Annotated in this window: 33 protein-coding genes and 1 tRNA gene; 25 read left to right on the top strand and 9 right to left on the bottom strand. The window is 61.5% G+C overall.

Translation table 11 applies throughout. From position 1 onward, the window contains the following. Window positions 1–12 precede the first annotated feature (12 nt). Both LPA37_RS06090 and LPA37_RS06085 read right to left on the bottom strand, forming a co-directional pair. On the bottom strand, window positions 13–558 hold the full coding sequence (locus tag LPA37_RS06090; RefSeq protein WP_228974593.1) for an NUDIX hydrolase: 546 nt from the start codon (window positions 556–558) through the stop codon (window positions 13–15). A 187-nt stretch (window positions 559–745) separates the two neighbouring features. Continuing rightward, window positions 746–822: transfer RNA gene (locus LPA37_RS06085), tRNA-Met, on the bottom strand. Between the two features lie 217 nt (window positions 823–1,039). On the opposite strand from LPA37_RS06085, the gene LPA37_RS06080 reads away from it, so the two are divergent. Then, window positions 1,040–1,537, top strand: a complete 498-nt coding sequence (locus LPA37_RS06080; RefSeq protein WP_228974588.1) for a heme-degrading domain-containing protein — start codon at window positions 1,040–1,042, stop codon at window positions 1,535–1,537. 10 nt (window positions 1,538–1,547) lie between these two features. After that, window positions 1,548–1,880 (top strand): DMT family transporter, encoded by a 333-nt coding sequence (locus LPA37_RS06075; RefSeq protein WP_407672489.1) that lies wholly within the window; start codon window positions 1,548–1,550, stop codon window positions 1,878–1,880. Between the two features lie 41 nt (window positions 1,881–1,921). Here LPA37_RS06075 and LPA37_RS06070 read toward each other — a convergent pair whose 3' ends face one another. Further along, window positions 1,922–2,275, bottom strand: a complete 354-nt coding sequence (locus LPA37_RS06070) for a hypothetical protein (protein ID WP_228974584.1) — start codon at window positions 2,273–2,275, stop codon at window positions 1,922–1,924. A gap of 73 nt (window positions 2,276–2,348) precedes the next feature. Further along, window positions 2,349–2,546, bottom strand: a complete 198-nt coding sequence (locus LPA37_RS06065; protein ID WP_228974582.1) for a hypothetical protein — start codon at window positions 2,544–2,546, stop codon at window positions 2,349–2,351. 246 nt (window positions 2,547–2,792) lie between these two features. On the opposite strand from LPA37_RS06065, the gene LPA37_RS06060 reads away from it, so the two are divergent. Further along, window positions 2,793–3,080, top strand: a complete 288-nt coding sequence (locus tag LPA37_RS06060; RefSeq protein ID WP_228974579.1) for a DUF1488 family protein — start codon at window positions 2,793–2,795, stop codon at window positions 3,078–3,080. A 30-nt stretch (window positions 3,081–3,110) separates the two neighbouring features. On the opposite strand, the gene LPA37_RS06055 is transcribed toward LPA37_RS06060, so the two are convergent. Further along, window positions 3,111–4,079, bottom strand: a complete 969-nt coding sequence (locus LPA37_RS06055; protein ID WP_228974576.1) for an NAD-dependent epimerase/dehydratase family protein — start codon at window positions 4,077–4,079, stop codon at window positions 3,111–3,113. Window positions 4,080–4,219: 140 nt separating this feature from the next. Here LPA37_RS06055 and LPA37_RS06050 point away from each other — a divergent pair, with 140 nt between their 5' ends. Together LPA37_RS06050 and LPA37_RS06045 are read left to right on the top strand one after the other, a co-directional pair. Continuing rightward, window positions 4,220–4,963, top strand: a complete 744-nt coding sequence (locus tag LPA37_RS06050; protein ID WP_228974575.1) for a TetR/AcrR family transcriptional regulator — start codon at window positions 4,220–4,222, stop codon at window positions 4,961–4,963. A 39-nt stretch (window positions 4,964–5,002) separates the two neighbouring features. Beyond that, a complete protein-coding gene (locus tag LPA37_RS06045; RefSeq protein ID WP_228974572.1) occupies window positions 5,003–6,133 on the top strand; it encodes an enoyl-CoA hydratase/isomerase family protein in 1,131 nt (376 codons plus the stop codon). A gap of 110 nt (window positions 6,134–6,243) precedes the next feature. Here LPA37_RS06045 and LPA37_RS06040 read toward each other — a convergent pair whose 3' ends face one another. Continuing rightward, on the bottom strand, window positions 6,244–6,669 hold the full coding sequence (locus tag LPA37_RS06040) for a hypothetical protein (RefSeq protein ID WP_228974570.1): 426 nt from the start codon (window positions 6,667–6,669) through the stop codon (window positions 6,244–6,246). Between the two features lie 376 nt (window positions 6,670–7,045). On the opposite strand from LPA37_RS06040, the gene ssuD reads away from it, so the two are divergent. From ssuD to LPA37_RS06020, 4 genes are all read left to right on the top strand, one after another. Then, window positions 7,046–8,203 (top strand): FMNH2-dependent alkanesulfonate monooxygenase, encoded by a 1,158-nt coding sequence (gene ssuD / locus LPA37_RS06035; RefSeq protein WP_228974569.1) that lies wholly within the window; start codon window positions 7,046–7,048, stop codon window positions 8,201–8,203. Window positions 8,204–8,275: 72 nt separating this feature from the next. After that, on the top strand, window positions 8,276–9,082 hold the full coding sequence (ssuC, locus tag LPA37_RS06030) for an aliphatic sulfonate ABC transporter permease SsuC (protein ID WP_228974567.1): 807 nt from the start codon (window positions 8,276–8,278) through the stop codon (window positions 9,080–9,082). Beyond that, window positions 9,079–10,077 carry an ATP-binding cassette domain-containing protein gene (locus LPA37_RS06025; RefSeq protein ID WP_229012070.1) on the top strand — a complete coding sequence of 333 codons (999 nt, stop codon included), beginning with the start codon at window positions 9,079–9,081 and terminating at the stop codon, window positions 10,075–10,077. Before ssuC ends, LPA37_RS06025 begins: the two co-directional genes overlap by 4 nt. A 49-nt stretch (window positions 10,078–10,126) precedes the next feature. Beyond that, window positions 10,127–10,342 carry a TOBE domain-containing protein gene (locus tag LPA37_RS06020; RefSeq protein WP_228974564.1) on the top strand — a complete coding sequence of 72 codons (216 nt, stop codon included), beginning with the start codon at window positions 10,127–10,129 and terminating at the stop codon, window positions 10,340–10,342. A 122-nt stretch (window positions 10,343–10,464) separates the two neighbouring features. Here the strand turns inward: LPA37_RS06020 and LPA37_RS06015 are convergent, their stop codons facing one another. Then, window positions 10,465–10,725 carry a hypothetical protein gene (locus tag LPA37_RS06015; RefSeq protein WP_229012069.1) on the bottom strand — a complete coding sequence of 87 codons (261 nt, stop codon included), beginning with the start codon at window positions 10,723–10,725 and terminating at the stop codon, window positions 10,465–10,467. A gap of 248 nt (window positions 10,726–10,973) precedes the next feature. Between LPA37_RS06015 and LPA37_RS06010 the strand changes: the two genes are divergently transcribed. The 14 genes from LPA37_RS06010 to LPA37_RS05945 all read left to right on the top strand — a co-directional run bounded on the left by LPA37_RS06010 (window position 10,974) and on the right by LPA37_RS05945 (window position 21,371). Then, a complete protein-coding gene (locus LPA37_RS06010; protein ID WP_228974561.1) occupies window positions 10,974–11,168 on the top strand; it encodes a hypothetical protein in 195 nt (64 codons plus the stop codon). A 358-nt stretch (window positions 11,169–11,526) separates the two neighbouring features. Beyond that, window positions 11,527–12,897 (top strand): tyrosine-type recombinase/integrase, encoded by a 1,371-nt coding sequence (locus LPA37_RS06005; protein WP_229012068.1) that lies wholly within the window; start codon window positions 11,527–11,529, stop codon window positions 12,895–12,897. Window positions 12,898–12,928: 31 nt separating this feature from the next. Next, window positions 12,929–13,246: a type II toxin-antitoxin system RelE/ParE family toxin gene (locus LPA37_RS06000; RefSeq protein ID WP_229012066.1), complete on the top strand. Its 318-nt coding sequence runs from the start codon at window positions 12,929–12,931 to the stop codon at window positions 13,244–13,246. Window positions 13,247–13,249: 3 nt separating this feature from the next. Continuing rightward, window positions 13,250–13,531, top strand: coding sequence for a helix-turn-helix domain-containing protein (locus tag LPA37_RS05995; protein WP_229012064.1), 282 nt, complete (start codon window positions 13,250–13,252; stop codon window positions 13,529–13,531). 495 nt (window positions 13,532–14,026) lie between these two features. Continuing rightward, complete coding sequence (locus tag LPA37_RS05990) at window positions 14,027–14,596, top strand: hypothetical protein (protein ID WP_229012062.1); 570 nt, start codon at window positions 14,027–14,029, stop codon at window positions 14,594–14,596. Continuing rightward, a complete protein-coding gene (locus LPA37_RS05985; protein WP_229012060.1) occupies window positions 14,593–14,973 on the top strand; it encodes a hypothetical protein in 381 nt (126 codons plus the stop codon). The genes LPA37_RS05990 and LPA37_RS05985 overlap by 4 nt, the downstream gene beginning before the upstream one ends. After that, window positions 14,966–15,238 carry a hypothetical protein gene (locus LPA37_RS05980; protein WP_229012058.1) on the top strand — a complete coding sequence of 91 codons (273 nt, stop codon included), beginning with the start codon at window positions 14,966–14,968 and terminating at the stop codon, window positions 15,236–15,238. Before LPA37_RS05985 ends, LPA37_RS05980 begins: the two co-directional genes overlap by 8 nt. A gap of 162 nt (window positions 15,239–15,400) precedes the next feature. Beyond that, complete coding sequence (locus tag LPA37_RS05975; protein WP_229012056.1) at window positions 15,401–17,599, top strand: hypothetical protein; 2,199 nt, start codon at window positions 15,401–15,403, stop codon at window positions 17,597–17,599. A 129-nt stretch (window positions 17,600–17,728) separates the two neighbouring features. Then, window positions 17,729–17,932: a DNA-binding protein gene (locus tag LPA37_RS05970; protein ID WP_229012054.1), complete on the top strand. Its 204-nt coding sequence runs from the start codon at window positions 17,729–17,731 to the stop codon at window positions 17,930–17,932. Between the two features lie 4 nt (window positions 17,933–17,936). Further along, window positions 17,937–18,410 carry a helix-turn-helix domain-containing protein gene (locus LPA37_RS05965; protein WP_229012051.1) on the top strand — a complete coding sequence of 158 codons (474 nt, stop codon included), beginning with the start codon at window positions 17,937–17,939 and terminating at the stop codon, window positions 18,408–18,410. Further along, window positions 18,367–19,233, top strand: coding sequence for a DUF7146 domain-containing protein (locus tag LPA37_RS05960; RefSeq protein WP_229012049.1), 867 nt, complete (start codon window positions 18,367–18,369; stop codon window positions 19,231–19,233). The genes LPA37_RS05965 and LPA37_RS05960 overlap by 44 nt, the downstream gene beginning before the upstream one ends. After that, entirely contained in the window at window positions 19,230–20,483 is a 1,254-nt protein-coding gene (locus LPA37_RS05955; protein ID WP_229012047.1) for an AAA family ATPase, read from the top strand. Before LPA37_RS05960 ends, LPA37_RS05955 begins: the two co-directional genes overlap by 4 nt. After that, window positions 20,476–20,880, top strand: a complete 405-nt coding sequence (locus tag LPA37_RS05950) for a single-stranded DNA-binding protein (protein WP_229012045.1) — start codon at window positions 20,476–20,478, stop codon at window positions 20,878–20,880. Before LPA37_RS05955 ends, LPA37_RS05950 begins: the two co-directional genes overlap by 8 nt. Window positions 20,881–21,083: 203 nt before the next feature. Then, the gene (locus LPA37_RS05945) at window positions 21,084–21,371 is read left to right on the top strand and encodes a hypothetical protein (protein WP_229012043.1); all 288 of its coding nucleotides are present in this window, start codon (window positions 21,084–21,086) and stop codon (window positions 21,369–21,371) included. 226 nt (window positions 21,372–21,597) lie between these two features. On the opposite strand, the gene LPA37_RS05940 is transcribed toward LPA37_RS05945, so the two are convergent. Next, a complete protein-coding gene (locus tag LPA37_RS05940; RefSeq protein ID WP_229012041.1) occupies window positions 21,598–22,560 on the bottom strand; it encodes a hypothetical protein in 963 nt (320 codons plus the stop codon). A gap of 987 nt (window positions 22,561–23,547) precedes the next feature. Between LPA37_RS05940 and LPA37_RS05935 the strand changes: the two genes are divergently transcribed. After that, window positions 23,548–24,162 carry a hypothetical protein gene (locus LPA37_RS05935; protein ID WP_229012039.1) on the top strand — a complete coding sequence of 205 codons (615 nt, stop codon included), beginning with the start codon at window positions 23,548–23,550 and terminating at the stop codon, window positions 24,160–24,162. A gap of 8 nt (window positions 24,163–24,170) precedes the next feature. Further along, window positions 24,171–24,653, top strand: a complete 483-nt coding sequence (locus tag LPA37_RS05930; protein WP_229012038.1) for a hypothetical protein — start codon at window positions 24,171–24,173, stop codon at window positions 24,651–24,653. A 136-nt stretch (window positions 24,654–24,789) separates the two neighbouring features. Here LPA37_RS05930 and LPA37_RS05925 read toward each other — a convergent pair whose 3' ends face one another. Next, a complete protein-coding gene (locus LPA37_RS05925; RefSeq protein ID WP_229012036.1) occupies window positions 24,790–25,266 on the bottom strand; it encodes a hypothetical protein in 477 nt (158 codons plus the stop codon). Window positions 25,267–25,344 lie beyond the last annotated feature (78 nt).

Here is a 25,344-nt window from a genome sequence, read left to right as displayed (position 1 = left end):
CTCGCGGCCCGCTCAGCCGTCGCGCAGCGAGCGGAAGATATCGCCGGTGTGCAGGCCGTAATTGCCCGACGCGCGATCGGCAAAGAAGAACCGGAGTGTCTGGCCGACGGTCGGGAACGCGATGTCGTCCCACGGAATTTCGTGCTCTTCGAAGAGACGCACTTCGAGGCTTTCCTCGCCCGCGGCGACGTCAGGATCGAGCAGCCGCGCCATGTAGAACAGGTGGACCTGATGCACGTGGGGCACGTTCAGCAGCGAGAACAGGTTCTGCACCTCGACGCGGGCACCGGCTTCTTCCAGCGTTTCGCGCGACGCGGCCTCGGCCGTGGTTTCGCCCATTTCCATGAAGCCCGCGGGGAGCGTCCAGTAGCCGTAACGCGGTTCGATCGCGCGACGGCACAGCAGCACCTTGTCGCCCCATACCGGAACGGTGCCGACCACGTTGCGCGGATTCTGATAGTGCACGGTGCCGCAATCGGCGCAGATGAAGCGCTCGCGGTTGTCGCCGGGTGGAATGCCGAGGCTGACTGCGTGGCCGCAGACGGAACAGAATTTCATGGACGAGGGGAGGAGGAACGGTGGTGGGAGTTTATCACCGGGGCGGCCGTTCACGTTCGATGCTACTTCCAGCTGGAAGCGCCGATCACAAGAGGTGGCTCCCTCATGCATGGGAACGCATTGGCAATGCGCAAACAAAAAAGGCCTGCCGTATCGGCAAGCCCTTGGTGTTTCGACGAAAACTAGCTGGTTGCGGGGACAGGATTTGAACCTGTGACCTTCGGGTTATGAGCCCGACGAGCTGCCAGACTGCTCCACCCCGCGTCCGTCGAAGAAAAGATTATAGGACAGATCGAAAGCTGGCGCAACAGCTATTTATGAACCGGCTTCAATGCCTGCGTGACGGGCGTTTCGCACATGCGCCTCGTGGCTGCCGCGGGAAGGTCACGGGGAAGTTCGGGCAACGCGCTGCGCTAGAATTGAGCCCTTCCTGAGCCGCCGTGGCGTGGCTCGCTCTCTCATCTCCCGTTTCCCTGCTCCCATGGACATCGCTCACGATCTGCAGTCGATTCTCGCCCAGGAAAAAGCACTGGTGTTTCCCCGCTTCGATACCGGTCGTGCGTGGCAGCTCGGTGTGTGGCTGCGTGAAGTCGCGCAAGCGCGCGGCCTCGCGCTTGCGATCGATGTGCGCACGTTCGGCCAGCCGCTCTTTTTCAGCGCGCTCGAGGGCGCCACGCCCGACAACGTCGACTGGGCGCGCCGGAAGAGCAATGTGGTCGCGCATTTCCGGCGCAGTTCGTACGCAATCGGCCTGCGTATGCAGCAGGCCGGCGCGACGCTCGTTGAGAAACACGGTCTGCCCGCGAGCGAATATGCGTCGCATGGCGGCGCGTTTCCGCTGACTGTCGCGGGCGCGGGTGTTATCGGGTCGGTGACCGTGTCGGGTCTGCCGCAGCGCGCCGATCATGAGCTCGTGGTCGAAGCGCTGTGCGCAGAGCTCGAATTCGATTACAGCAAGCTCGCCCTCGCGAAGGCCTGACCCGATGCGTCTGCCTCCCTACCTGTGGCTCGCCATCGCTATCGTCGCGGAAGTGATCGCGACTTCCGCGCTGCGTGCCGCCGATGGCTTCTCGCGGCTCGTGCCTTCAATCATTGTCGTCGCGGGTTACTTCGTCGCGTTCTACTGTCTTTCGATGACGCTCCGGACGATGCCCGTGGGCATCGTCTACGCGATCTGGTCGGGCGTCGGCATCGTGCTGATCACGCTGGTGGCGATGATCCTCTATCGCCAGGTGCCGGACCTTGCCGCGATCTGCGGGCTCGGACTGATCGTCGCGGGCGTCGTCGTGCTCAACCTGTTTTCGAAGATGCAGGCGCATTGACCGTACGCCCGCCGCGTACGTGCGTCAGCGTAGCCGCAATGCTACTTGCAGCGAATCACCATCGAGCGGTTCTTCACGTTCGCCGAAACGACGTTCGTGACGCCGCCGCCCGCGGTGCCGCCCTCGTCGTTGTCCTTCGAGACGATGTCGTAGCCGGTTGCGCCACACGCCTGGCCGGCCTGCACGTAGCACGACGCCCAGCTCGACCCGGCATCGGCGCCGCTGCAGTTCACGGCGAAACCGGTCTGGCCGTTCGGCAGGTTGATCAGCGACGTGGTGTTCGACGACGCACACGCGGCGAGGCCCGCGATCAGCAGGGCAGCGCAGGGCAACGCGGCGACGCGTGCCGCGGCAAAGAGGGCAGACTGGCGCAAGCGCCGCTCGGATAGCTTCATCGTGTGTCCTTGTGACTGAAAGTGTGTGCAGCGATGGACGCGGGTTGCGTGCCGGCCGCCCGGGCGACGTGCGTCAACTGATCTCTGGATCGATGCGGATACCCGCACCGCCGACGATACGACGACTTTCAGCACCGCTTTCGGTTGCCGCGTCTTCCCAGATGCTGATGGCTTTCGGCATGTCGATGCCGTGACGCCCGGCATACGTAAACCACTTGCTGGCGGCATCGGGCTCCGGGACTTCCGTGTCCTGCATGAAATATTTTCCCATATCGACGTTGCTTTCTCCGGATCCGGGCAGATTGGGTGGCTTGCTTACACTGGTTCGACCATGCTGGCGGCGACAAGTGCATGGCAATCGTCGCCGCCGGCATGGCAGTGCAGGTCAACGAAGGGCAGGGCGCGGAAGGCCGCCGGTCATGTGTGCCAGCGAGTAGCATAATGTGCTGCGCACGCCTGGCTTTGAAGCAGCCGGATTGCGATGCGATCCATGCCGGATTTTCCTGATGAGGTGACCATGGAAATTCGTTTTCTCGCGGAAGCGCCCGCTTATCGCGACTTCAACCTGACCCTCGTGTTTCCTGCGCTCGTGAACGGCGAGCCGGTGCCGTGCGCGATTTCGGTCGAAGCGCTCGAAGATCATTTCGGCGCGCAATCCCACGACAGTGAAGGGTGGCGCCGCGCGTTCGACGCTGGCCGCGCGCGCATCGAAGCCGTGGCGCGCGAACATCTGCGTATCAGCAACGGCATGCCGGTTCTGCTGAAAAGCGGCCACTTTCCGCCGGGCAACGTTGCCGACGTGTAAGGATTCAGTCAACCGCGCTGTCCGCGCATTTCAGGCCGCGCGAATGGCCGCGCGACGCGCGGCTTCGACTGATCGTGCGATGCCTTCTTCGTATGATGTTTTGCTGACCGGTCCGATGAGCGTGCGCAATGCCGTGTCGTCGAGCACGACTGGATCGGTTACGAGGTAATGCATTTCCACCAGTTCCCGCATTATCGGGTTGAACAGTCCCATCACGCGCAGTGTGGGCTTGCCCGCCACGATCAACCTTGGCGCGCGGCCCGCGAGCGCGTACGCCTTTTCCGCGATTTCGCGCTGCGTGATCGTGCCCGTGCCGGCCAGATGCAGCACGCGGCCGTATGCTTGCGGTGTGCGCGTCAGGGTTTCGACAACAGGGCCGACGTCCGGCATGAAAACAAACTCGTGCGGCACGTCGATCGGGCCGATCATCTGCGCACGCGCGCCGCGCGCGGCGCCCTCGAATACGCCATGCAGGAAACTGCGCTCGATGCCCGGACCATAGAAGTCTGGCAGACGCAAAACAAGCGTTTCAAGCCCGTGGTGCCCGTGCGCGTCGAGCACGAGATTTTCCTGCGCGAGACGCATCTTGCCCTTGAACGTATGCGGGTTGCGCGGATGTGCTTCCGTTACCGGCGTCGTCTGCGCGCGCCCATACGGATAAACGGTGCCGATCAGGATCAGCCGCCGCACGCCGGCTGCAACCAGCCCGTCGAGCGTTTTCTGCATCAACGGCGGGTGCGTCGCGAACTGGTGGTAGGGCACGCCGACCAGATACACAGCGGTGTCCAGACCCGCTAAAGCCGATTTGACCGATGCCGGATTCGTGGGATCCCACGTGACGATTTCCGCGTTCGGATCGTTGCCGAATGCACGCTGCAAGGCGCTTTGCCCGCGGCCGATCGCGCGGTACGGGCGGCCCGCCGTGCTCAATGCCGCCGCGATGCTTTGCCCGGCCGCGCCAGCGGCACCGATCAGACCCACTTTCCCTGCAGTTTCCATATCGACCCCTGGTTCCAGCGCGGCATCGGGAAGAGCCCGTACGCCATGCAAATTAACGTTTGAAATAAACTGAACGATGTTCAATGAACAGTGTTCAGTTTAATTTGACTTTTCAGTTTGTCAACCCCAAAATGCACAGCATGGGAATCGCCGAACGAAAGAACCGTCAGAAAGTAGCGCTGCGCGAACGCATCCTCGATGCGTCGCGGCGCATCGTGATGCGTGAGGGCTTTGCTGCGCTGTCGATGCGCAAGATCGCCGACGCCATCGAATATTCACCCGCCACGCTGTATCTGCATTTCGCGAGCCGCGACGAGATCGCGCGGGCCTTATGCGCGGAGGGCTATGCGCAGTTGCAGGCAAGCTTCGAGCCGCTCGCGCGGATCGCCGACCCGGCGCAACGGCTGCGGGCACTCGGACACGCGTATGTCGCGTTCGGCATTGCGCATCCGCAGACATACCGGCTGATCTTCATGGAAGATCCCAGCTATACCGACGCAGCGCTGACCGAAGCCGCCGGGGCATCGGACGAAACGGGCGACGCATCGTTTCGTCTGATGGTCGATTCGATCGATGAACTCAGGGCGGCGGGGCGGCTGCCTGCATCCACGCAGGGCGAGGTGTGGGCCGAGGCGTTGTGGGCAACGATGCACGGTGTCGTCGCGTTGAAGCTGACGTGTCCGGTTTTTCCGCGCACGCCGGTCGGCACACTGATCGACGTCGCGTTCGACGCGTGGTTCGGTTCCGCCCGGCAGGACACGGGCGCGGATGTGACGCAGACAGCGGCGGATCCGCAGCCGCCATCACAAACGCAAACCGGACCGAAGCCACGCGCCAGACGCACACGCCGCGCAACGGCGAAACCGGAATCGCCTGTCGCGTGATACCGTTCAGTTCCCGATTCATTCGACCCTTCGCAGCCCATGTCCATCACCGCAACACCCGCGACGAGCGACGAGATCGTCACCTATGTCGCGAATTATATTGGTTTCATTGAACTCGAACGCCCGAAAGCGCTGAATGCGCTTTCCACCGGCATGATCCGCGCGATGCACGCCGCGCTCGACGGCTGGCGTGAAAATCCCGACGTGCTCGCGGTCGTCATCCATAGCCAGCATGCGCGGGCGTTCTGCGCGGGCGGCGATATCCGCTTTCTGTACGAGTCCGTGCAACGCGGCGAACGCGACGCGCTGGACACGTTTTTCATCGAGGAATACGCGCTCAACCACGCGATCTTCACGTATCCGAAGCCGTATATCGCGCTGATGAACGGCGTCGTGATGGGCGGCGGCATGGGCATTTCGCAGGGCGCCCATCGCACGCACGGCCTGCGGGTCGTGACCGGTTCGACACGCATGGCGATGCCGGAAACGCGCATCGGACTCTTTCCGGATGTCGGCGTGAGCTGGTTTCTCGCGCGTACGCCGGGTGCGCTCGGACGCTATCTGGCGGTCACGGGCGAGACGATCGGCGCCGCCGACGCGCTCTACGCCGGTCTCGCCGATATCTATATCGAAGACGCCGCGCTGCCCGCGCTGATCGATACGCTGAAGCGCGAATCGTTCGAATCCGGCGCCGACGTGGCGGCGTGCGTCACGCGTGAGGCGGCGCGCTGCGAGGTCGTGCCGCGGCCGGACGCATCGCCCCTCGCGCAGGTACGCACGCTGATCGACCGGCATTTTTCGAAGCCCGACATCGGCCAGATCCTGAAGTCGCTGGAAACGGAAGCGGAGTGCGAGGCAGCTGAATGGGCCGAGCAGACCACGGCCGTGCTGCGCGAACGTTCGCCGCTATCGATGGCAATTTCACTCGAAGTAGTGACACGCGCGGAGGGATCGATGGCGGAGTGTCTGCGTCGCGATCTCGATCTGACGCGCTCGTGCTTTACTCAAGGCGATGTGATCGAAGGCATCCGCGCACGCATCATCGACAAGGACAACCGTCCGGCATGGCGCTTCGCGCAGATTGAAGACGTGCCGGCCGAAGCGGTCGAGAAGATGTTCGAGAGCCCGTGGCCGGCGGACGCGCATCCGCTGCGTGAGCTTCAGGGCTAGCCGGCGTTGGCATCGGTGGCAACCGGGCCGCGACGGCCCGGAATCAGCAGTTTCAACGGCGCCCGCAGCGACGATCTGAACGATCGCTGCGCGTGCCGTTCCACAAACGTCTATTCCTCTTCGTTCGAGGCCATGAAGGCCCGCATGAAGACCAGCGCGCCCCAACCCCACATCGCGTTGGCTGCAAAGCCGACCGCAAGTCGCGGCAGCATGTTGCCGCTCGGCCAGATACCGCGCAGCGGATCGACGACGAAAACGTCTGCCGCCGTCAGCACGACGCCGCCGAACACGAACGCCTGAACCCACGGCGCGATTCGCTCAGGCGAGACGCGCAGCAACCAGGCCATCAGCACCGCCCAGCACGCACTCCAGATTGCATTCGCGATGAACGTGGGCAAACCGGCTGGCAGGAACGGGTCGGTCGAGAACCCGCTCGGGTCGATCAGCCCGGCAGCGTGCAGCAACGCGAGCGTCGATTCGTGAAAGAACAGGGAAGCCAGAAAGCCGGACACGAACGGCAGGATGATCTTTTGCATGCGGTGCACCGCCAGGGGCACGTCGACGCGCTTCATGGCGCCGTGCCGGGTTATCGGAAAACGTGCGTCATTATATAGAGCGCGGCCGGGCACGCCTTCGCCTTCAGTGCGCCCGTATGTTAAAGCGCCTGGCTAATCACGAAAGTGGAAAACCTAAGCTCAAATAAATCGTTCAAAAGCTTCAGGGCCGTCCATAGACTGTTTCTCCATGCAGACGCGATAGCCGTCACCCCTCTGGCGCACGCAGGTTTGCGTCGCGCGTTCCCCGATGATGCCGTTGCATCGCCGTGTGTCATGAACGGCGATGCGTGGTGTCGCGTGCATCGCATGTATGTGCCCGGCGGGATTCCGTTTCGAATAAAGGCAGGAGCAGCCCATGAATGTGTTCTGGTTCATCCCGACGCACGGCGACAGCCGTTACCTCGGTACGTCCGAAGGCGCGCGCGCGGCCAGTTACGACTACTTTCAGCAGATCGCCGTCGCAGCCGATACGCTCGGCTACGAGGGCGTGCTGCTGCCCACCGGCCGTTCGTGCGAAGACGCCTGGGTGGTCGCTTCGAGTCTGATTCCGGTCACGAAGCGTCTCAAGTTTCTCGTCGCGATCCGTCCGGGGATCGTGTCGCCGGGTTTGTCGGCGCGTATGGCGGCGACGTTCGACCGCCTTTCGAACGGGCGTCTGCTCATCAACGTCGTGACGGGTGGCGATGCGGCGGAGCTCGAAGGCGATGGTCTCTTCGTCGATCACGATACGCGCTATGAAATCACCGACGAATTCCTGCGCATCTGGCGCGCGCAGTTGCGCGCGTCGCACACGAACGATTCGATCGATTTCATCGGCCGGCATCTGACGTCGAAGGGTGGCAAGGCGCTGTATCCGCCGGTGCAGGATCCGCATCCGCCATTGTGGTTCGGGGGTTCGTCGCTGGCTGCGCACGCGCTCGCGGGCGAGCACATCGACACGTATCTGACGTGGGGCGAGCCGCCCGACGCCGTCGCGCGGAAGATCGCCGACATCCGCGCGCGCGCCGCGGCGCATGGCCGCGAGATCAGGTTCGGCATCCGCCTGCACGTGATCGTGCGCGAAACCGAAGAAGAAGCGTGGGCCGCCGCCGACACGCTCATCAGCAAGCTCGATGACGAAACGGTTGCGCGCGCGCAGGCGTCGTTTTCGAAGATGGATTCCGAAGGCCAGCGCCGCATGGCCGCACTGCACGGCGGCAAGCTCGGCAACCGTCAGGCGCTCGAGGTGTATCCGAACCTGTGGGCCGGCGTCGGTCTCGTGCGTGGCGGCGCGGGTACCGCGCTCGTCGGCAATCCGCAGCAGGTTGCCGCGCGCATGAAGGAATACGCGGACCTCGGCATCGAGACGTTCATCCTGTCCGGCTATCCGCACCTCGAAGAATCGTATCGCTTCGCCGAACTCGTGTTCCCGCTGCTGCCAGGCCGTCTGAAAGAGCGCACGAGCGGACCGCTGTCGGGACCATTCGGCGAGATCGTCGGCAACAACTATCTGCCGAAAGCCGCGCAAAGCTGACCGGAATGTGCGCATGCGTGATGCCTTGAAAGTATCACCGCGCGACGCTCGACAAAGAGGGAGAACGCCATCATGGCTGAATCGCTGATCGAAACGGGGTACCTGCGGCGGCTCGGCGCGCAGGTCGCGCCGTGGATCGCGCCGCTGCTCATCCTGCTCGCGTGGGAAGTGGCCACGCGAAGCGGTGTGCTGTCCGCGCGCGTGTTGCCCGAGCCGCTTGCGGTCGTGAAAGCCGCGTGGTCGCTGATCCGCTCGGGTGAAATGTGGACCGATGTGAAAGTGAGCGCGTGGCGCGCGGTGTCGGGTCTCGTCATCGGTGGAGGCATCGGCCTTGTGCTCGGTCTCGCGACGGGTCTTTTCCGGTCTGCCGAAGTGGTGCTCGATTCGACCGTGCAGATGATCCGCAACATCCCCGCGCTTGCGATGATTCCGCTCGTGATCCTGTGGTTCGGCATCGAGGAAGAAGCCAAGGTTTTTCTGGTCGCGCTCGGCGTGTTCTTTCCGATTTACGTGAACACGTATCACGGCATCCGCTCAGTCGACGCAAACCTGATCGAGATGGCGCGCAGTTATGGCGTGAAGGGTTTCCCACTGTATCGGCATGTGATCCTGCCGGGTGCGTTGCCGTCGATTCTCGTTGGCGTGCGGTTCGCGTTCGGGCTGATGTGGGTCACGCTGATCGTCGCGGAAACGATTTCCACGCAGTCGGGTATCGGCTACATGACGATGAATGCGCGTGAGTTCCTGCAGACCGATGTCGTGGTGGTCGGCATCCTGCTGTATGCCGCGCTCGGCAAGCTTGCCGACATGTTCGCGAAGTACATCGAGCGCGTCGCGCTGCGCTGGCACCCTGCATATCAACGAGGAGCGAAAGCATGAGCGCAACGCTTTTTTCCGCATCGTATGCGGGTGTCTCAGGCCTCGATCTCGAAACCGAACTCAAGCAGACACGCACGTCCGGTCATGATGCGATCGAGTCCGATGTTGCCCGCGTTCGCGACGAAGCGCGCATCGCGGGAACAACGCCTGCGCTTCCGCGCGAAACGCCGCGCTCGGCGGATTACGCTGTCGAGCTGCATGGTGTCGGCAAACGCTACGGCGAGCGGACGGTGTTGTCGGATTTCAGTCTGTCGATCGAGCGCGGCAGTTTCGTTGCGATCGTGGGTCGTAGCGGTTGCGGAAAATCGACGCTGCTGCGCCTTGTCGCTGAACTCGAAACACCCAGCGCGGGCGTGCTGAAAAAGCATGACGCCGGGGGCGCGCCGCTCGATACGCGGATCATGTTTCAGGACGCGCGTCTGTTGCCGTGGAAGACCGTGCTGCAGAACGTGATGCTGGGCTTGAGCCGCGGCGCACGCGACGATGCACGCGCGGTGCTCGCCGAAGTCGGGCTAGCCGGTCGTGCGAACGACTGGCCCGCACAGCTTTCCGGCGGTCAGCGTCAGCGCGTCGCGCTGGCGCGTGCGCTGGTGCACCGTCCGCAACTGCTGCTGCTCGACGAGCCGCTTGGCGCGCTCGACGCGCTCACGCGCATCGAGATGCACGCGCTGATCGAACGGCTGTGGCGCGAGCACCGCTTCACCGCGCTGCTCGTCACCCACGACGTACACGAAGCCGTGGCGCTTGGCGACCGCATCCTGCTGATCGAGGAAGGACGCATTGCGCTCGACCAGCCGGTGCCGCTCGCCCGTCCGCGTGCGCGTGCGTCGTCGGCGTTTGCCGCGCTTGAGGAACACGTGCTGCATCGTGTACTGAAGAGCACGCCGGACGACAACGCGCCGCCGTTTGATCCGTTTCACGATGCACGTTCCGCTGGAATATCCGCTCCGTCGACCCGTTCCGCACGGCCGGCGGACGTCCGCTGGGCCATCTGACGTCGCACGGCTATGACGGGTTTTTGTCGTTCTACTGGAGTCAATCGATATGAGCATTGCCGCAATCAACGTACGCAATCAGTTCAAAGGAAAGGTCAGGGAAATCATCCGCGGGCCGGTTGTGTCCGAGATCGACGTCGATACGCCGTTTGGGATCGTGACGTCGGTGATCACGACGCGCTCTGTCGATGAACTGGAACTGAAGGTCGGCGCGGAAGTGGTCGCGCTGGTGAAATCGACGGAGGTGTCGATCGCGCGTCTATGAGGCGCGCCGCGGATCGCGCTTCCCGACGACGCAAGTGACATGCAGGGCGCGGTTTGCTGCGTCTGGTCGCCCGTGGCGCGCGGCTTCGCGTGACGAACCGCAAACGTGCTTGCGTCGCGCAGCTACTTCGCGTTTGCCGCGCTGGCCGGCGGTTCGCGGGTGATCTTGTCTCTGGTCGGTTTGTCGGGGCGTTTTACCGGCATGTTGTCGGGATTATTCGCGTTGTCGGCTCGCGAATTGCCCGATGCTGCCGAAGGCGGAACAACCATCGACGCCGCGCTGTCTTTCTTCGCAGGCTGTTGCGGCATCGCAAGCCCGCTCGCGACGGCAAGAAACAACGCGGCGGCAACACGCACAGCCGGCACACATTCGACGCGTTTCATTCGACTCTCCCAGCGTTTTTCCAGACTCTTCCTCGCAGGCGCGCATCAAACGCACTCGAAGCGCGCGTCCTCTCCCGGCGAATTCGCCCAGAGCCGCAAAAACGCGCGTACCGGCGCATCCGCCTTGCAATCCAGAAGCAGCAAACAACGCGCCCGAAGTGGAGCTGCGTCTGTCCCTGAATCGCGTCGGCGCAATTTCGTGGAAGTGCTAGCATGAATTGAGCAGGTTGATGCCGAAGGAGACAGCCATGTCAAAAGCCCTGAGTACCGAAGCGATCGACGCATTGCGGCAACTGAACGAGGTGGGTAGCGGGCAGCCCGCGCCGCAGTTGCCGTCCAGTGTCGCGGCGGAACTGCTGAGTGCCGGCGTTGCGACACGCAACGCGGACCACGTCGAAATCACCTGCGACGGCAGAAAGTATCTATCCGGCGATTGCGACTGACGTTGGACCTGGGTGCGTGGGCAAGCCGCGAGGCCATCGACGCGGCGCATGCGCTTCGCGCAAACACGAGCTTTGGAAAACAAAAAGCCCAGTTCAATGAACTGGGCTAAGTGCCTGAATCTTTTGGGGTGGCTGATGGGGCTCGAACCCACGACAACAGGAATCACAATCCTCTCAAGGTGGCATTTCCCAGCGTTGACCGAGATTTACGAAATTCCGCTAATCGGCTTATGAGTATTGGATTAGCGGGTTTACGGTTACATTATCCTGTTGACTTGCGTTGACTGGTTTGCCTAGAATCGGGTTACATGGCGGTTACATGGAGAGTATGTAACCCGAAACCCGGATGGTGGCGACAATGGCAAAGGTCAATTTCACGGCGGGACGCGTCAACGGTCATAGCTGCCCCGCTGGCAAGTCTCAGGCGTTTCTGTGGGACGGCGGCGCGTCCGGCCTAGGCCTTCGTGCGACGGCGGCGGGTGGGCTGTCCTATATCTTTCAGGCCAAGTTGAACGGGGCAACGGTGCGCGTCACGATTGGCTCGCCGAAAGACTGGGGCATTGACGATGCACGGGACGAAGCGCGCCGCCTGCAACGCCTCGTTGACGCTGGCAAGGACCCGCGAGAGGAAGCTGCCGAGCAGCGCGTCGCCCATGAGGCACGAAAGGCTGAGGCACGCCGCAAGGATGTGACACTGGCCGACGCCTGGGCAGCGTACATCGAGGCGCGCCGCTCGAAGTGGAGCGAACTGCATCACCGTGACCATGTAACCCTTGCCAGTGCTGGCGGGCAACCGAAGAAGCGCGGCAAGGGATTGACGGAGCCAGGGCCGCTCGCTGCCCTAATGCCGCTGAAGTTGTCCGACCTGAGCGCCGACCGCGTGGGCGAATGGCTGACGGACGAAGCCGCCCGGCGTCCGGCCCGTGTCCGGCTCGCCTTCAACCTCCTGCGCATCTTCGCGGCGTGGTGCGAATCGAGGAGCGAATATCAGGGACTCATCGACCCTCAGGCCGTCGCCACCCGCCTTTCGAAAGATGCCCTGCCGAAGCAGGCCGCCAAGACTGATTCCATCCAGCGCGAGCAACTGGCCGCATGGTTCGGTGCCGTCCGCCAGCTCAGCAATCCGGTCATGGAGGCGTATTTGATTGGCCTGCTGCTGACCGGTGCGCGCCGGGAGGAGCTGGCCGAACTGCGCTGGGACGATGTGGATTTCCGGTGGCGGAGCCTGCAACTGAAAGACAAGGTGGAAATCGAGACCGGGCGGGTCATTCCCCTGACACCTTATTTCGCCAGCGTGCTGCTCGAGCTGAAGCGCATCAACGACACGCCGCCGAACGTTCGGCAGATGCGCAAGTTGAAGGCGGACGGCAAGACGTGGGAGCCGTCGCGGTGGGTGTTTTCCAGCTCCGCCGCTGCCGATGGCCGACTGGCCGCGCCGAACAACGCCTTGCATCGCGTTTGCGAGATTGCCGGCATCGCCCCCGTGACGTTGCACGGCCTGCGGCGGTCATTCTCAAGCCTGGCCGAATGGACGGAAGTCCCGTCAGGCATCAAGGCACAAATCATGGGCCACAAGCCGTCCGCCATTGCTGAGCGTCACTACAACGTGCGCCCGCTCGACCTGCTGCGCATGTGGCACGACAAGCTGGAGGCGTGGATTCTCAAAGAGGCTCGCATCGACTTCACGCCGCAGCAGAACCACCAAGGATTGCAGGCGGTCAGCCAGTAATGTGCAAACATAGCAAAAAAGAGATAAACTGATGACGTGGCATGTTGAGTTGATACCCGAGGCCGAAGCCGAATTGCTGGCGCTGCCGTCCGATATGCGAGCCCGTTTCCTGCACATCGCGGAAATGCTGGCGGAGTTTGGCCCGCAGCGCGTCGGGATGCCCCACGTACGCCCCTTGGAGGGAAAGCTGTGGGAAATCCGCATGACCGGCCGTGACGGCATTGCACGGGCGATATACGTCACACGGACAGGGCAGCGCCTGGTTGTGCTGCATGTGTTTGTGAAAAAGACGCAGAAGACACCGCGCCGGGCCATCGAGACGGCCTATACCCGGATGAAGGAGGAATGAACAATGACTGACCTTGCAACCCTGAAGAAGCGCCTGCTGGCTGACCCGGATACCCAGGCTGAGTACGACGCTCAGGCACCGGAATTTGCCGTTGCGCGCGAGCTTATCGCCGCGCGGGTGCGGGCCGGACTTACACAGGAACAGGTGGCCGAGAAGATGCAGACGACCCAATCGACCGTCGCACGCATGGAAAGCGGACGCACGATGCCGTCGCTGCGCACGCTGTCTCGCTACGCCGAAGCGACGGGAAGCCGTGCCGTGGTGCGTCTTGAGGCCGCCAAGTAGTATGACCGCCGCCTGACGGTATCGGGCAGAAGCGGCGGCGCAGGTGTTGGAGCACTTCACGCCGCCGCACCAATAATGCCGACTCTCCCGGCGTTCATGGCGCGAATTGCTGCGTCTATCTCCTCTTGTTCCCGCCTTCGCATTGACGCCTGCCTCGATAGTCTTTCCGAAGGCGCGGCGGCTCTTCGCTCTATGTCTCCATCTGCACTGACTCCGCTTGTGTTTGGAGCCGAAGCGCCGTAAACTTTTCCTGTCGCGCAAACAAACGCGACCGGGGGTGAGAGCCCGAAAACCAATGGCGGACGACCGCCGCCACACGGCGGTATTTTTTCGTCCGTACGCCTTCGCGCGTCCTCTTCACTGGGCGGGCCTCGGCTGGGGTGCGTTCGCGCACGCCGGTTGCCATTGGTTCCGGTCTCTCAAACCCTGTCGATGTGCCCGCCCACCCCGCCATTCCCGGCGGTCGGCGGTTCATCTCAATGCAAGAGGTAGACCGTGAACCAACTGTCGAGCAACCCACAAGAAGCCGCAGCCATCGCCGAAGCGGAGATGCGGGCCACCCAAACCGAACAGCACGCCATTGCGCCGCCGCGTTCCATTCGCGTCTATCAGATGCCAGACAATTCGATGCACCCGCGTATCAGGCAGGGCGAGTTTGCGTTGCTCGAGGAATGCCGTGACATCTCCGACGAATTGGATGAGGAGGTGCTGGTGCAGCTTGGCGACGGAAAATGGCAACTTCGAACGGTACAGGCATGCTCGGCCCGTACGGTGACGCTTTCTGCCTATAACCCGCCATCTCCCTTGAAGGTGCGCCGGTGTGACATTGCAGCGATTTACCGGGTTGAGATGATTGTGCCGCCTGAGACCTTCGCCTATATGACTGACCAGTTGGTGCATTGGGCGGTTAGAGACGCGAACGGCAACGAGTACGGCACCTTTCCCACCCACGCCGAGGCGATAGCATTTGGCGACGTGGTAGCCGAACGGCTCGACCTGGACGAAATGCGTTATTGCCGTGTTGTCGTTTCCTCGGACCGCGCGCAAGCGGAGGTGACGCAATGAGCAAATCGGCCCTTTCTGTTGGCTATGCCTTGGTGTCACCGTACAACTGTGCGATTCAGATTGATGGTTCGGGGAGCCGCGAACGATTCTTCTCGACCATCGACGTGGCAATGACCCGCCTGGTCGAGGCACACGCCAACGCGCGCGCCGAAATGCTGAGTGCGTCAGATGAAGTGGCGGCGGCCAATCTCACTACATCGGTCGGTTCGCTCAACGGCATCCACTTAGCCAATATCAGCATCCCGGCAACGATGACCGCAGAAGAGCTAAACGGCTGGCTCCCGAAAATTCGCGCGTGCGCAATCGACCTGTTCGAACACGTATCGGAACTGACGACACACGCTGATACGATGACCGAGGAGAGCAACTATGCATAATGACTCACGACACTTTGAAAGCTCGCAATTGCAGGCAGAATTGCGAATCACGACAAACCGAGGCGGTGCGCGTGTGTTCAGGGACCTTCGGGACGTGCGTGAGTTCTCTATGGCAACGGCGGAAGATGTGGCCGTGCTGACTGCCGTTATCATGGAATCGACGGCTGATAGCGGCCTCGTAGAGCGTACGTTGGGCGTGGTAAATGACCTTGCGTTCCAGTTACAGCAGTCAGTTGCTCTGATGTGCGAAGCCGAGGCGGCATAACCGCGTTGCGCTCGCAACTTGCTCATGTTGCTCATGTTGCTCAACGTGGGAAGTATGAGCAAGTTGAACCGTTTTGCCCCTGCCTAGCTCGACGGAGCGAAAAGCCGGACCTTCACGGCCTGGCAGGGGCACCTAATCGAAGGTTGCGCATGAAGGGCGTAGATGGATGCGGCTGAGAAATACAAAAATCGCCATCGGGCGGTAATCGAATATGCGAATGGCGCAATGTTCAACGTGGCTGAGTTGGACGCGTGGGCAGCATCGAACAAGGTGCCTCTTTCCTTCCAGAAGCTGCTCGAAGACGAAAGTTTGAAAGACAGTTACGACGCTACTCGTCACTACGTTTCGTACGAAATCCTGTCCATCAACATCGCGTGGGGCATGGTGCCGAAAGACACGGACCCGGACGATGCTCGGGCTCAGCTCATGGCAGCCCACGATACTGCCGAGCCAGATAACCCAGTGTCCCGGTTGCGTGACCTCGTGATGGTGCGCTACGACCGCCAGCTACTGAGCGCGGTTTTCGACGGCGACCTGCTCCTGTACGACACGCTGGCAATGTCGCGGATTGACGTAACTGCCGGCCGGCTTCGCTATGAGGCGCATCCCGAGTCTTATATGCCGCCCGCCACGGCAGAATTGATACACGAGCAGGCCGCCTACTGGGCGCGCCGCCAGCCTGCTCCGCTATTCGCTGGCCCCGGCTTCAGCGACGAGGCGCTGAAGCAGACGACGCTAACCAGGTATCTGCAGTACGACACCTGGACGCCCGAAGCCGCTGCAATGCTCGTTGCTGGTCTGCAAGCTCCCATCGTTGGCGGGCATCTGTGCACGGAGATTCCCACCACGCGCGTGAAGGGCCTGGACGCCTGCTGGAAATCGGCAGATTTCCCCGCCTTCCGCGCAGCAGAGAGCGTGCTGGGTATCTGGCGCAGCCAGGCCAATCCGCCTGCGCGTGTTCGTCCGCTCGACTTCATCAGGTGGTGCCAAGGCCGGGGCATCGATACTGCCTGGTTGAGAAGCGTCGAGGAGGATGCTGTCAGCAAGAGCCGGGCGGCGATGCGAGCCGCCTTGGGTTCGGGCGTAGTAGTGATTCCAAGTGCTCCGCTGATTTCCGCTGAACAGTTGGCAAACGACATTGCTTTTTCCTTAGTCGCCATCCCAAACGATGAGCGCCTGACCACCGTTTTCAAAGTGACAGTTGTCAAGCAGACGCAGAAGGAAACGCAATCCAGACGTGAGCCGCTGACGGGCGACGACTGGCGGCTCGTCCGTTCGATATGCGGAAATCCGCCTGAGCGATGCTCGCATGCTCAATTTGATGAATGGTGCGGGAAACTCGACGCGGCAGAGAATAGGCCCGCGTGGTCGCTAGATGGGGATTTTCGCGCGAGCGATGAGATGGCGAAGGCGCAGGCTCGCTGGTGCGAAGTGTCGGTAGCGCACAAACAGCAGATTGTGCAATGGGTCCGTGACAACGGCCTGTCGTTTGTGAAGGCGGGCGGTATTGAAACAACGGACCTCTACGATAACGCAGGACTTCCCGTCGGTTGTCTCCGTATCGCCGATGCAAAGGCGTATCTCGACCAATGCTGTATCGCTTGGAAAATCGCTGGTGCTCAGACTGAGATTGTGCAGCCCGCAACGGCGGTTCCCCATGAGGATAAACCGGTTGTGGCTGGCAATCCCCATAACCCGAACTGGAATCTGTGGTGCCGCAAACATAAGGTCACGCTGCGGGAAGCTGTATGCCTGTCTTGCGACACTGACCCAAAGGAGGTCCAGCGTGATTTGGGCTCAGTCCTCGCGGCTGCATTGTTGCCGCAATTTTCCGCCAGCAAGGAAGTCCGCGGCGAAATATCGGACAGACTCGAAATTGCGCAGAGCCATACGGGAACCGGCGGCACGTTGTCGACAGTGACCGGCGAAAAAGATGGTGAGGTGTACCTGGCGACGTTCGCGGAATGGGCGCTAAACACGATGAAGTGGGATATGCCCGATGAACTGCGAGCTCTGACACATGCTGCTCCGTCTGCTGCTCTCGGACCCGGCAGCTTTATCACGCGAGCATCTACGGATGACGCGGACGACGCTCCGGGCACTAAGTCCGTTATCGGTTGGCGGATTGCCGTAGAGAAACAACTGGACAAACTGATGGCGGCGCACGGAGGAATATATCCGGGCCACAAGGTCGCGCTCAAGTGGTTCAAAACCAACGATGCCGAAGCGGCATTCGTTCCCGATAACAAAGATGATGAGTTCACGTGGGTTAAAGCTGACGGCAAGCGAGTTACCTCAACCTTGAAGACGTTTCAGAACGGCATGGCGGACATCCTGAAGTCCAAGCAGATTCCCGATTAGTGCCCGCTATTCCCGGTGGGGTTCCCGACCGGTTTCCCATTCCCGATGGGAATCATAAGGCGCAGAGGTAGTCGGCAAATTGCACTCCAAGCGATTCGCGTTGAGTCGCGCAACCTTGGAGTGCATCACATGACTGTGCAGCAACTTGCGGCGATTGAGACTCACCGTCCCATCACGACCGAGGAGCTGGCCGCGCTCCTCAGCATCCGTCCTCAGTCCATCAGGAAACGGTTTTGCCAGACCGGCGCGTACTTCACGCTGCGTCCGGTCAAGTTGCCGAACGGCCGGTTGCTGTGGCCGGCGGATGCCCTCGATAAGCTGGCGGAGGGCTAAGGCGATGGAAAAAGAAAACGCCCGCCAACCGAAGTCAACGAGCGCCGAGGGACACGGCAATCATACCGCAGGCACGCTGCCCACGCGCAAGAATACCGTGACCGCGAGCGTCCTGGCCGCACTGCTGGAAGGTCAGGCTGTCACGGGTATGGAAGCAGTCTTCGAGCAGTCCACGACCCGCGCCGCCGCCTTCATTTACTACCTCGAAGCGAAGTACGGCTGGACCATCGAGCGTCGCGATATTGCCGCCGGCACGAACGACGGCCGCATTACGTGGGTTTCGGTCTACTGGCTGACTGCCCAAGCACGCGAGGCGGCGTTTGTCGCTGGCGCGCGCGCATGGATTGACGACGTGAAGACTGCCGCCAGCAAGCGCCGCAAGGGGGCGGATAAAGCCAAGGCGACTGCCGCGAAGCTGAATAAAATGCGCCGGATTGACCCGCGCCAAGGCGACATGTTCGGGGGCGCTCATGGTTAATTTCGACGCCTACGACATCGGCAGTCACCGCCTGAGCTGCCCAGCCTGCAGTCGCGGTCCGCGTGACAAGACGCTGGGCCTGACCATCGAGGCGGACGGTGCAGGCGTAGCGCATTGCTTCCGGTGCGCCTTCACGGAGAGCTACCACCCGGAGCGTGGCGCGCATCTCACGACGCCGAGCAAGCCGCGTATCAAGGCTGCTGCGCCGACCGCAAAACACGACACGCTGTCTGATTATGGCCGCAACCTGTGGGCCGCCAGCAAGCGGCTTTCCGGCGAGGCGCTCGACTATCTGGCGGCGCGTCACTGCCGCATCCCGCCCGTTGATGGTGACCTTCGCTATCACGCATCGCTGAAGCATCCGAGCGGGTATGTTGGCCCCGCACTGGTGGCGCTCATAACTGATGTGATGACCGGCGAGCCAATGAGCCTGCATCGCACCTGGATTCGCGCCGATGGCCGCAAAGCGGACGTTGACCCGCCGCGCTTGCTGCTGGGTTGTCATCGCAAGCAGGGCGGCGTGATTCGCTTGTGGCCGGACGAAGCAGTGACCACCGGGTTGGGCATGGCCGAAGGCATCGAGACCGCACTCTCGCTCGCATGGGGTTACGTGCCGGTCTGGGCGCTCATCGATGCGGGCAACCTGAAAGCGTTACCGGTGCTGGCGGGTGTCGAATCGCTGGTCATCGGTGCCGATAACGACGCGGCGGGCATCGCTGCTGCCGACGAGTGTGCGCAAAGGTGGGCAGATGCTGACCGTGAAGTGTTCGTGACGCAGCAGCCGCAAAATGACCTGAACGACGCACTGACGGAGACTGCATGAACGCACCGACTGAAATCATGCGTGGCGTGCTGGCCAATGCGAAGCGCGTCACCAAGCCCGAGCCGGTGAGCGATGGCGTCGTTCTCGTGAACGGTGCCGACCTGAAACCGGAGCCGATTAGCTGGCTCTGGCATGGCTGGCTGGCGTTGGGTAAGCTGCACATCCTGGCCGGTGCACCGGGTCAGGGCAAAACTACGATTGCACTCGCCTTCGCCGCAACCGTGACGAGTGGTGGACGCTGGCCGGACGGTTCGCGCTGCGTGCCCGGTAGCGTGCTCATCTGGTCCGGCGAGGATGACCCCGCCGATACCCTTCTGCCGCGCCTGCTGGCTGCTGGTGCTAACGCTGGCCGGGTGTTTTTCGTGACCGGTGCGCGCGTGAAGGGCGAACTGCACTCATTCGACCCAAGCCGCGACATGCTGGCACTTCAGGAGCAATGCCAGCGCATTGGCAACGTCCGTCTAATTATCGTTGACCCGGTGGTGACCGCCGTCACTGGCGACAGCCACAAGAACACGGAGACGCGCCGCGCGCTGCAACCGCTGGTTGACCTTGCCGCCAACATGAACGCCGCACTTGTGGGCATCACGCACTTCAGCAAGGGCGGCCAAGGAGGCGACCCGACGCAGCGCGTAGTCGGTTCGGTTGCCTTCACGGCGGTTGCTCGCGTGGTGCTGGTCGCTGCCAAGGTGAACGGTGACGACGGTGAAGACCGCCGCATCTTGGCGCGCAGCAAGTCCAACATCGGCCCGGACGAAGGCGGGTTCGAGTATCACTTGGAGCAATCCGAGCCGGTACCCGGTATCTACGCATCCTACGTGGCATGGGGTGCATCGGTTGCGGGTTCCGCGCGCGAGTTGCTGACCGACCCGAACGAGGAAAACAGCGAAGCCGAAAGCGCGCAGGATGCTGCTGCCGACTTCCTCACGCAAGTCCTGGGCGATGACGTGGTGCCGAGCAAAGAGGTTGAACGCGAAGCGAAAGAGGCCGGTATCTCGTGGGCGACCCTGCGCCGCGCATCCGACAAGCTGGGCGTGAAAAAGCGCCGTGGTGACGGTGGCAAGTGGTATTGGAGCCTGCCGAAGTCGTCCAACTTGCTCAAGTTGTCCAACGCTGAAAACGTGAGCAAGTTGAGCAACATGAGCAAGTTGACCACGCCGAGCAATGGCGATGCTGACGAATCAACAACCGCCAGCAATGCCCATGAGCAAATTGAAGCGGACAACGAAATCGAGGTGAAACATGATTGACGGACTGGTGAGCGGGAAGCTATACGGCGCGGCGAGCAGCCGGACAGGACAGAGCGGCAAGACGTTTGTGACCGCCAAGGTGCGCGCCGCCATGAGCGACGGTGAATCGCTTTTCGTGAACGCGATTGCGTTCGATGACGAGGCGAAAGCGGCGTTGCTGGCGCTCGGCGACGGGGACAGCGTGGCGCTGGTGGGCACGCTCACGCCGAAGGTGTGGACGGACAGGAACGGCGAAGCGAAACCTGCTCTCGACCTGGTGGCGCACGCGGTGCTGTCTGCCTGCGACGTGAAGCGGCGGCGCGCTGCGGTGCAGGCAACCCGCCAACCGGCGAACGACACAGAGCAGGCGTGCCAGATGTACGGCGGCGGCTTGGACAGCATGAATGATGACCTGTGAAGCAACCATGAACGGACGACCAGGAAAGTGCTGCGCTAACTGCACCTCGTTCGATGAGGCTGATGGTTGCTGGAACGCAGTGAGCTTCATCGACCGGGCCAGCGGAGAGCCCCGCCGAGCGACGGCCGGCGACTGCTGCCACGACCATGAACGCAAACCGCCTCAGTTCCGCATCGTCAGCGGGGGAACGCAAGGAGGTAACCGTGACCTGCACTGAATCCGAGGTGGTCGAAGTCGAACGCCTCGTGCCGCTCGAAACGTGGCTGCATGAGAACGCACGTGCGCGGTCCATCTGGCGCTTCGGCAGTCCGCGCCTGACCGGCCCCGCCGAAATGGGCAAATGGTTACGCCGCAACGAAGCGCGACTGACCGAGCGCGGAGCAGTGATGCGACTAGGCTCTGCGTGGCGAATTATCGAGCCGACGTTCCTCCCGGTGCTATTCGAGATACTGAGCGAGGAGTGTGAGCGCGCGACCAAGACTAGGTCGTGACGGGATTTACCTTGACCCAGCTTTGACGGATTCCGACTGCTCATTTCCCTAAAACCCTTGCTAGGCGGTTCTTTCAGGGAAATCGGCTCACATTGCGGTCAAAGTAAATCGACCTGACGCTGGACCCGGATTGCGCGGGCGGCGCGAAGGAGGTATTTTGAGTCCCTAAAGGCGCCCGTAGCCGAGCCGAATTGTGCGACCAGTACGCGCGTGCGAGGCGCTGGCTTCACATAGCCATGTCTTCCTTGCATCCTCCGACGGCGGTAGTATCTTGTTCCGTCGTCATGCCGGGAAAAATCTCCATATAAGCCGTGGCGGCGCGCATCCTCACCATATCAGTCCCGGGAGCGCGCCAAGTAATCACGGCGGGCACCCCGCGCGGCCCCGATACCTGATATTCCGGCCTCGAGTCGCCATAACATACCCGCTGTATGGCAACGCCTGCGCGCTGAAGTGACTGCCGAATGTCGTCCGTGCATACACTCGACTGGGTGGAAGAACAATCATTCATGCTGATGCCGACCTGCGTTAGTCCATCGGCCTCAGAAGCGATATGAATATCGCCAGTCGCGCCGTTTCCGAAGACGAGGACACCATCGCGTTTCGAATTGCCGTACTGCTTGGTCCATTTCACAGGTAGACCGCCGCTGTTTGTCCACGCTGCCTGGGTGCCCGCTGTTGATAACAAGACGGCGGCCAGTTTCCCGATGTCCACCACCGGTGTACCGCACGCGTATCTGTCCCGCGATGGATTGCATATCATGCTGTCACTGCCATGAGCCGTCACGGCAGCAGCGACTCGCTGTTCAACGGTCAGCGGACTAACGGGCCGCTCGCTCTCGGACGAGTTCGCGGAGACTGCTTGAGCAGGGGCATAACTACCGCCATAGCCGCCGTCTGGATTCTCCCATGCGCTGAAATGATAGTTTTTGTCGACGTGGCCGTCGTCCCAAGAAACCGAAATCGTGCAATCGATTCGATAGCGACCATTGCCGACTTCGCGTGCGTGGGAATTGCCGGCCGGGACAATTCCCATTATTTTCGGGCCGTCCGAAGGGAGGTGGAGCAGTTGCGGTATAGCTGACAGCTCCATGAAGTTTGCCATCGGCGCACGGCAGTTCTCTGGCATCCCTTGGGCGAACGACAGCGTTGGCGCCGCCAGCAGTGCCCCAATCCACAAACGATTCATCTGGTCCTCTCTCTTCGTTTTTATCCGCTCTCCAGATTCTATCGAAGATGACTTCGAGGGCAGATAACGCCGAATTTTTCCGCGCATTTGTTCGCAGGTTTCGAAACTGAGAAAGCCTTTCGTAACAAGGCGAAGCGGCAGATTCAGTGCGGCGTTTCTGAACGAATTTCCTCGCAGATAAATCCACAGATTTAGCTCTACCCAAGACTTACGAAATCGCGCCCCCAGTTTCGAGCAATCCCATGCCCATCAACGCATGGGCTCCTCTCCGCGAGCGGTGCCGTAAGTCTCCGGGGCGAGGGCCAGGTTGATGGCGCGTTGATGGATTCCGGCTAGATGTTCGAAAAATATCAACGGAAACTAAATGCCGAACGTGTCGATAGAGCCGAAATAACTCCGCAATTTCGACGCACTTTCCCGCGCAGTTTCGAAACGGTCAGATTGGCTTGGAGCCATGAACCGCAAGGGGAATGGGCGGATGTGGTCTCGCGTTTCGGAACGATATTCGCGCAAATAAGTTCGCAGATAAATCCGAACGGTTCGCGCAACATTACGGCAAAACTTTCGAATAGCCTACTTTGTGATTTGGGGCGCCGGTAACAGCCTGTGTAACAGCAAAACAGGTGTGCGCGCCGCCGAGGTTCGCACTCTGGTTCGCAGGGAAACCGATGGTTTCCACAGCAAGGTTACCAAGATGGTTACCACGGTTCGAGGTGGTTTCCACTGAGGCTGTTTCCAGTGAGTTTCCACGCTTTGTGCCGGTTGGCGCCGGCGGGTTAGCGGGCTGGTTATTGGAGGATTGGCTGGTAACCACGAAGCGGTATCCACGCCGGTATCCACGGAAACGATGGTTGCCGCGGCGGTGGTTGCCAGATGGTTGCCACGGTTTCGACCGTTTTCGAAACAACCCCATGAACGACTTCTGCCGCGGTGGCGGCGCGTCGCAATGGTAAGCTCCCGAAAACACTTAGGACGGGGGCGCGGGGGATGGGTATCTTCGGGAAACTGTTCGGGCGGAAGCCCTCTGCATTGGCCGATGTGCCGATGCCTCGCCTCGACCCTCACGCGGAGGCGATGACCGTGAAACCTAGTTCCGCGCGCGTCGAATCTGAACGCCAGATGCAGGCGGAGGCATTCGCGCTAATTGAATCGCAACTCACCGCGTCAGGTCTATTCAAGCCCGAGTTAATCCCCGCGATGATGAGTGCCATTCAAGCAAACAGCCCGCCATTCACGCCGGTCAACGCGCACTTACTTCTAGGGAAAAAAGGGCGTCCCGAAGCCGAGGCGGCGCGAATCTCTCTGGCAGACTGCCTTGTTTCCGCCAGCCCGCCCAGCGCGGACCCTGCAGCGTTTATTCAGGCAGCATGTACGAACAGTGCCAACCTGGCGAGGAATCGGCACGCACTGATTCGCATGAAGGGCATCGGCATCGAGGCCGTGCGGGTAACCTTTGTCAAAGACACGGGCGCCTGTGCGAAGGTCAAGAAGCTGACGAAATCGTATCCAATCAACGACGCTCCTGTGCTTCCGCTGCAGGACTGCAATGGCAAGCGTTGCTTCTGCGCATACAAGGCGATTATCCCGGGCTTGGACGACTGACGACAGATATGAATCTCTTTCGAAAGCTGTTCGGAGCAAAGCAGGTGCAGTCGACTGCTCGCTACGACCACGATGCGCAATCGCCCAAGTCCCTGTCGGATGCCTCACCGCGACGAAGCGCGATTGCGACCGGGGCACCCACGCCTTTTCAGCAATTGGCCAACGAGCGAAATGCAGCCGCCACGACGGGCGGGGCAATCGCTGCAGAATGGAGCTGGCGGGGCGGAACGTCGGGCTGCTGGATACCTGAACACGAGGCGCGTAACGGTCGCGTTTATGCGGTGCGCGGAAACTGGGCCGAGGAAAAAGGCTTCATGACAGCCGGCGACGGTTACACCGACGAAATCACCGGGCCGCTTGAGGAGGACGAGTGCCGGTGCATGTATGTCTACTTATACGCGCTGCGGAACCTTCCCGATGCGATGGTGACATCTGCAGGTAAAGAATCGCTTGCGCGAGCCAGAAGCCTGATTGAGGCGCCGCCGAAGTGACGCCGACAGCAAATGAGGACTTGACGCTACGAGCGCAATCTCCCATCTCATTTGCTGTCGCATAGCCCCTGCGACCTCTCCGACGTTAGAGAAGAGTCATGCAGCCGCGATGACCTGTCCGACGTTACAGGCGCTGCTAGAGAATCGCGGTCACTCGCAAGTCTGATGCGCACAACATCTCCGGCATCTGGAGCGCGGCTACTGGTGTCCAGTATTCCTTTGCAAGCTGTTCGTTCAATGCCACGAACGGAGCACTAGGATTGAAGCGAATCGGACCAGAGAGCAGATGCCAGTCCGCCACGTGCGTCGCTGCGCCTGGGATGACCAGTTGGACTTCGTACAACTTCGGGCAGGACGTCCACAACGGCATCTGGGCGATGGCCTGGGCGCGGTCTGCAATCGCGAAGGTGCAGTCCCAGCGGCTTGGCAGATGCGGGGCAATGTCGCGCCTTACTTGTTCGAGCAGCAGTTCACTGGCGAGCCGCCAGCCCTTGTATGCGCCGTCAGGTGAGCCCGCGTCGAATTGATAAGTCCGAAGGGCATTACCCCATCGACCGCGCTGCACCACGTCACCGACCTTGAATTGATGGCTGGAGATGTGGAAGAACGGCATCGTAGCTTGTCTCGCGATTGACGAAATCCGGTTACACAGTGGTTACACGGACTCCAGAAAGCAAAAAGCCCAGTCGCG

Source organism: Paraburkholderia gardini, assembly GCF_907164545.1.
GTDB classification, from domain to species: Bacteria; Pseudomonadota; Gammaproteobacteria; order Burkholderiales; family Burkholderiaceae; genus Paraburkholderia; species Paraburkholderia gardini.
Note: the sequence above shows the minus strand (reverse complement) of the source record. Positions and strands in the feature narration are given on the sequence as shown.

What these genes read in the sequence shown, in the direction of transcription:
- LPA37_RS06090 (WP_228974593.1), bottom strand. Translation starts at nt 558, where the DNA reads ATGAAATTCTGTTCCGTCTGCGGCCACGCAGTCAGCCTCGGCATTCCA.
- LPA37_RS06080 (WP_228974588.1), top strand. Translation starts at nt 1,040, where the DNA reads ATGGACATCGCTCACGATCTGCAGTCGATTCTCGCCCAGGAAAAAGCA.
- LPA37_RS06070 (WP_228974584.1), bottom strand. Translation starts at nt 2,275, where the DNA reads ATGAAGCTATCCGAGCGGCGCTTGCGCCAGTCTGCCCTCTTTGCCGCG.
- LPA37_RS06065 (WP_228974582.1), bottom strand. Translation starts at nt 2,546, where the DNA reads ATGGGAAAATATTTCATGCAGGACACGGAAGTCCCGGAGCCCGATGCC.
- LPA37_RS06060 (WP_228974579.1), top strand. Translation starts at nt 2,793, where the DNA reads ATGGAAATTCGTTTTCTCGCGGAAGCGCCCGCTTATCGCGACTTCAAC.
- LPA37_RS06055 (WP_228974576.1), bottom strand. Translation starts at nt 4,079, where the DNA reads ATGGAAACTGCAGGGAAAGTGGGTCTGATCGGTGCCGCTGGCGCGGCC.
- LPA37_RS06050 (WP_228974575.1), top strand. Translation starts at nt 4,220, where the DNA reads ATGGGAATCGCCGAACGAAAGAACCGTCAGAAAGTAGCGCTGCGCGAA.
- LPA37_RS06045 (WP_228974572.1), top strand. Translation starts at nt 5,003, where the DNA reads ATGTCCATCACCGCAACACCCGCGACGAGCGACGAGATCGTCACCTAT.
- LPA37_RS06040 (WP_228974570.1), bottom strand. Translation starts at nt 6,669, where the DNA reads ATGCAAAAGATCATCCTGCCGTTCGTGTCCGGCTTTCTGGCTTCCCTG.
- ssuD (WP_228974569.1), top strand. Translation starts at nt 7,046, where the DNA reads ATGAATGTGTTCTGGTTCATCCCGACGCACGGCGACAGCCGTTACCTC.
- ssuC (WP_228974567.1), top strand. Translation starts at nt 8,276, where the DNA reads ATGGCTGAATCGCTGATCGAAACGGGGTACCTGCGGCGGCTCGGCGCG.
- LPA37_RS06025 (WP_229012070.1), top strand. Translation starts at nt 9,079, where the DNA reads ATGAGCGCAACGCTTTTTTCCGCATCGTATGCGGGTGTCTCAGGCCTC.
- LPA37_RS06020 (WP_228974564.1), top strand. Translation starts at nt 10,127, where the DNA reads ATGAGCATTGCCGCAATCAACGTACGCAATCAGTTCAAAGGAAAGGTC.
- LPA37_RS06015 (WP_229012069.1), bottom strand. Translation starts at nt 10,725, where the DNA reads ATGAAACGCGTCGAATGTGTGCCGGCTGTGCGTGTTGCCGCCGCGTTG.
- LPA37_RS06010 (WP_228974561.1), top strand. Translation starts at nt 10,974, where the DNA reads ATGTCAAAAGCCCTGAGTACCGAAGCGATCGACGCATTGCGGCAACTG.
- LPA37_RS06005 (WP_229012068.1), top strand. Translation starts at nt 11,527, where the DNA reads ATGGCAAAGGTCAATTTCACGGCGGGACGCGTCAACGGTCATAGCTGC.
- LPA37_RS06000 (WP_229012066.1), top strand. Translation starts at nt 12,929, where the DNA reads ATGACGTGGCATGTTGAGTTGATACCCGAGGCCGAAGCCGAATTGCTG.
- LPA37_RS05995 (WP_229012064.1), top strand. Translation starts at nt 13,250, where the DNA reads ATGACTGACCTTGCAACCCTGAAGAAGCGCCTGCTGGCTGACCCGGAT.
- LPA37_RS05985 (WP_229012060.1), top strand. Translation starts at nt 14,593, where the DNA reads ATGAGCAAATCGGCCCTTTCTGTTGGCTATGCCTTGGTGTCACCGTAC.
- LPA37_RS05980 (WP_229012058.1), top strand. Translation starts at nt 14,966, where the DNA reads ATGCATAATGACTCACGACACTTTGAAAGCTCGCAATTGCAGGCAGAA.
- LPA37_RS05975 (WP_229012056.1), top strand. Translation starts at nt 15,401, where the DNA reads ATGGATGCGGCTGAGAAATACAAAAATCGCCATCGGGCGGTAATCGAA.
- LPA37_RS05970 (WP_229012054.1), top strand. Translation starts at nt 17,729, where the DNA reads ATGACTGTGCAGCAACTTGCGGCGATTGAGACTCACCGTCCCATCACG.
- LPA37_RS05965 (WP_229012051.1), top strand. Translation starts at nt 17,937, where the DNA reads ATGGAAAAAGAAAACGCCCGCCAACCGAAGTCAACGAGCGCCGAGGGA.
- LPA37_RS05955 (WP_229012047.1), top strand. Translation starts at nt 19,230, where the DNA reads ATGAACGCACCGACTGAAATCATGCGTGGCGTGCTGGCCAATGCGAAG.
- LPA37_RS05950 (WP_229012045.1), top strand. Translation starts at nt 20,476, where the DNA reads ATGATTGACGGACTGGTGAGCGGGAAGCTATACGGCGCGGCGAGCAGC.
- LPA37_RS05940 (WP_229012041.1), bottom strand. Translation starts at nt 22,560, where the DNA reads ATGAATCGTTTGTGGATTGGGGCACTGCTGGCGGCGCCAACGCTGTCG.
- LPA37_RS05935 (WP_229012039.1), top strand. Translation starts at nt 23,548, where the DNA reads ATGGGTATCTTCGGGAAACTGTTCGGGCGGAAGCCCTCTGCATTGGCC.
- LPA37_RS05930 (WP_229012038.1), top strand. Translation starts at nt 24,171, where the DNA reads ATGAATCTCTTTCGAAAGCTGTTCGGAGCAAAGCAGGTGCAGTCGACT.
- LPA37_RS05925 (WP_229012036.1), bottom strand. Translation starts at nt 25,266, where the DNA reads ATGCCGTTCTTCCACATCTCCAGCCATCAATTCAAGGTCGGTGACGTG.